The following is a 3460-nucleotide window of genomic DNA, read 5'->3' as shown; positions in this document are numbered from 1 at the left end:
GCAGCCACCTGCGATTCCCGATCATCCATTTCAATAATTAACTGCGCATAAGCTGCATACCCTTTTTCAGGCGTATAAGGTAATACGAATCGCTGCGAGCCTTGTCCAATAACAGATGTCAGGTTCTTCAAACCCATATGATGCTGCTGATCATATGCCATCAAATCCTTTTCTAGCTCACTGACAAACGCTTCTGTACCGCGTGAATCTGTTCCTTCCTGCATCCAGACATCCACAAAGAAAATTGGCGTATTAGACGGTGGGAAGAATACATTTTTGACATAGCCCATCCCGAACAAGGCGGCAACCAACATGACAACCACAGTCGAGATAGTCAGTACACGAAAACGCATAGCGAAGCTCAAAATGCCTCGGTAGGCATTAAAGAACCAGCCTTTATACAGCTCCTGAGGTTCATCGCTGCTGGTATTACCATCTTTAAATAACAAATAACAGAAAAACGGCGTAATCGTAATCGCAGTGATCCAGCTGATAAATAGCGAAATCAACAGGACTTTGAACAATGACGCACAGAACTCACCGGTCGCATCTTGCGACAGACCAATTGGCGCAAACGCCAAGATGGCAATGACAGTCGCGCCAAGCAACGGCCACTGGGTTTGTTTTACCACATCACCAGCTGCTTCCAATCGAGTCTGACCGCGCTGTAAGCCGATCAGAATGCCCTCGGTTACCACAATGGCATTATCAACCAGCATTCCGAGTGCAATGATCAGTGCCCCCAGAGAGATAATTTGCAGCTGGATTCCCAGCACATTCATCACGATGAAGGTACCGAAGATGGTCAACAGCAATACCGCTCCCATCAGTAACCCAGAGCGCAGCCCCATAAACACCAGCAGGATGACAATCACAATAGCGACTGACTGGCCAAGGTTCACCAGAAACCCGGTGACCGATACATCTACCACAGCACCCTGATCATAAACAGTATTCAGTGCCATCCCCATCGGAAGGCGACTTTCCAGCTGTTCAATTTTATCAGCAATCGCCTTAGAGACATCAACGACGTTTACTCCGGTGCTGAACGAAATACCCAGCGACAGTGCACGCTCTCCCATATTGCGGTACAGCAGGTCTGGCGTTTCCGTTATCGTTTTATAGACCTTGGCTATATCACCCAGATAAACCAAGTCACCGCTACCCGGAGGGCTGACCAGCATACGTTCCATCTCTTTCACGCCTGAAAACTCACCTGTCGGATGAATTCGGATTCGGCCGTCACCAATACGGATCTTACCGGCGTTAGAAACCACATTTTGAGTCTGGATCAGGCTGTAGATATAGTTCTGATCCAGCCCCATTGCGGCTAGCTTCTGCTGGCTGATTTCAACAACAACCTGCTCTTGTGGCCCCCCCACAACAGAGACTTTCTTCACACCATCGATCAGTACCAGTTCACGGCGCAGAAAATCGGCATAGTTCTCGAGCTCACGATAGGTATACCCTTCCCCCTTGATGTTCATCAGAATACCGAACACATCAGAATAATCATCAATAACCATCGGCGGTACAACACCAGGTGGCAGCTTTACAACAGCATCATTGACCTTGCGGCGCAGCTCGTCCCAAATTTGCGGCAGCATAGTCACGTCGTAACGCTCCTGCATTTCCACTTCAATTTGAGACAGTCCGGCACTGTTTATCGATGTAATGTGCTTTACCTGCTGCATCTGCTGGATAGCATCTTCCAGCGGTAGCGTCACCTCTTCTTCGACCTGTTCTGGCGAGGCACCGGGATATGGTGTAATTACCAGCGCACTTTTGAGGGTAAACTCAGGAAACTCCAGCTGGCCGAGGCCGGTAAACGAAACAGCCCCGCCAATTAACATCAGCAGAACAAACATCCAGCTGATCACTTTGTTCTTAATACTGTAATGAGCAACATTCATGGATTAAACGCCCCGCTCCCAACGAAGTGGTTTCACATCCATATCCTGCTTTAACACACTGGCCCCAACAGCGACGATCTGATCGCCTTTATTGATGCCTGACAGTACTTCAATTCCCTGTGCACGTACCTGTCCGAGTATTACTTCTACTGATTCCAGCTTTTGGTTTTCCGCATTGTAGCGCCAGACACTCGTTTGCTGTTTTTCGTCACTTCGAAAAATGGCGCTCTGAGGCAACACAGCAATAACTGAGCTCGTCTCCTGGTTCATTACCGCCATATCAAACAACAACTCGGCACTCATACCCGGCAATACGTTGAGGCTCTCAGGACGAACAAGGCTAAATACCACTTCATACGTCTGGGTGCCCGGGCTGACCTTGCTGGCATGCTCTTTATAGGACACCGGGTAAAGTGCATCTTGCGATCCGAAACGCACCAGAGGTTGATACTTCTCACTCAACCCCTTGTTATTAAGTGTCAGCAACAAGGATTCCGGCACCTGGATTTGCACATCCAGCAACTGGTCTCCCTGAAGAGACAAAACAACCTGTGTCGGCTGGATCATCTGATGATTATCCAGCGCAACCTTGGCGACAATACCGGAAAACGGCGCTGTCAGTCGTGTGTAGTCAAGCTGATCGCGAGCAGTTGCCAATGCCGCCTTGGCTGACTTTAGTGTGGCTTTGGCGGTATCGTATTCCGCCTTGGAGATCAGCTTACGTTTATAGATCTCTTCTTTACGCTTAAAATCGACAGCTGCCAGTTCATAATTGGCTTCTGCATCCATTAAGGCATTCTTGGCATCACGCTCATCCAACTGTGCCAATAGCTGGCCCTTTTCCACCTTTTGTCCTTCAATCAGGTCCAATTGAACCAACTCGCCACTAATACGAAATGCCAAATCTGCCTGCTGGCTAGCCGCTACTCTGGCCGGGAAAATTCGTGTCTGTTGGCTGGATGCATCTCCGATAGTCATTAGCTTCACCGGACGCGCTTTATCTTGCTGTGGGGCGGCACTTTCCGCAAAACCACACCCGGTAAGAAGAGTGCTTGAGATCAAAAGAGCGAGAGCACTCAAAGAGGCCGATTTCATAAAAGTCTTTCCATTATTGTGATTTCTATAACAATTCTATCGTGCTAGAGTGTTCATAAATACAAAACAATTAAAGACTCTCGGTTCCGGATTTCGGTACAACAACCGATTTCATACGATTTAGGCATACCCAATGAAGACAGAAGATCTCAAACTATTCCATCAGATAGTAGAAACAGGCAGTATGAGCAAGGCATCAAAAATACTTAATTTGCCTAAGTCAAGTATCAGTCGTCGTTTGAAAGGACTGGAAGATGAGCTGAATTTGCAACTATTTCACCGACAGAATCGATCGATATTGCTGACTGAAGCCGGCAACATTCTTTATGAGAACTCCAAGTCCGCTCTTAACCAGCTCGAACTCAGTATTGAAAAAGCCACAGCACCAAAGCAGGAAATTACCGGTCATCTACGTATTCAGGTACTGCCTCTTCCCAACCTGCTCAACATTG

General features: G+C 47.8%; 3 protein-coding genes. 1 reads left to right on the top strand and 2 read right to left on the bottom strand.

Annotated features, from left to right (window positions below):
- Positions 1-1913, bottom strand: a 1913-nt coding sequence (locus MHN01_RS20760) for an efflux RND transporter permease subunit (RefSeq protein ID WP_239413168.1), incomplete at its 3' end; no start/stop codon positions are given.
- Between the two features lie 3 nt (positions 1914-1916).
- Complete coding sequence (locus tag MHN01_RS20755; protein ID WP_239413167.1) at positions 1917-3008, bottom strand: efflux RND transporter periplasmic adaptor subunit; 1092 nt, start codon at positions 3006-3008, stop codon at positions 1917-1919.
- A 133-nt stretch (positions 3009-3141) separates the two neighbouring features.
- On the opposite strand from MHN01_RS20755, the gene MHN01_RS20750 reads away from it, so the two are divergent.
- Positions 3142-3460 (top strand): LysR family transcriptional regulator (locus MHN01_RS20750; protein ID WP_239413165.1); only part of this gene is annotated, 319 nt, incomplete at its 3' end.

The sequence above is a fragment of the Photobacterium sp. OFAV2-7 genome (assembly GCF_022347985.1).
Lineage (GTDB): Bacteria > Pseudomonadota > Gammaproteobacteria > Enterobacterales > Vibrionaceae > Photobacterium.
The sequence above is the reverse complement of the archived record's forward strand: the minus strand, read 5'-3'. Positions and strand labels throughout refer to the sequence as shown.

Coding starts and splice junctions, on each gene's coding strand:
- MHN01_RS20755 (WP_239413167.1), bottom strand. CDS start 3,008: ATGAAATCGGCCTCTTTGAGTGCTCTCGCTCTTTTGATCTCAAGCACT.